Genomic DNA, 560 nt, shown 5'->3' with positions numbered 1-560 from the left:
CTTGAGCTTTCGCTTTTTCAACTTCAGCAGTTGTTGTTGCATCAGTAATACCTTGTTTAGCTTGATCTGTAATTTGTTTAATCATTGCTAATGCTTCAGTTTTTTCTTCAGCAGTTAACTGGTCACTATGATCAATTGATTCTTTCGTATCTTCTGCTTTAGCTTCAATAGCTTGGTTCGCTTTAGGTTTAACAGTAGCATCTACTTGAATAGTATCAATTGCTGCTTTACCTTGTGTTAATGCATCATCAACGTCACCATTATCCACACCATTATTAATGTTTTCTAATGCAGTTTGAACATTTTGGTCAACTTGCTTAATTGCTTGTTGCTTTTCATCTTGTGTTGCATTAGTGTCAGCTGAAATATTATTTTTCTTCTGATCTGCATAAGCATATAAATCTGTTGTAGCTGATTCTTTTTTACCTGTTGTAATTGTGTAATCGTTAATATTATCTAAGTCATTATGAATTTGAACTTCAATGTCATCTTTAGAAGTAGCTTGATTAACATTTTGATCCGCAGTTTGTTTTAATTCAGCAAGTTTTTGTTTCGCTTCA

The 560-nt window shown here is 32.7% G+C and carries 1 protein-coding gene; it reads right to left on the bottom strand.

Annotated elements, in window-relative coordinates; genetic code table 11:
* Positions 1–560 (bottom strand): DUF1542 domain-containing protein (locus IDG60_RS27120; RefSeq protein ID WP_206160369.1); only part of this gene is annotated, 560 nt, incomplete at both ends.

It is taken from the genome of Staphylococcus sp. EG-SA-2 (genome assembly GCF_017152085.1).
This window is presented reverse-complemented; position numbering and strand designations above follow the sequence as displayed.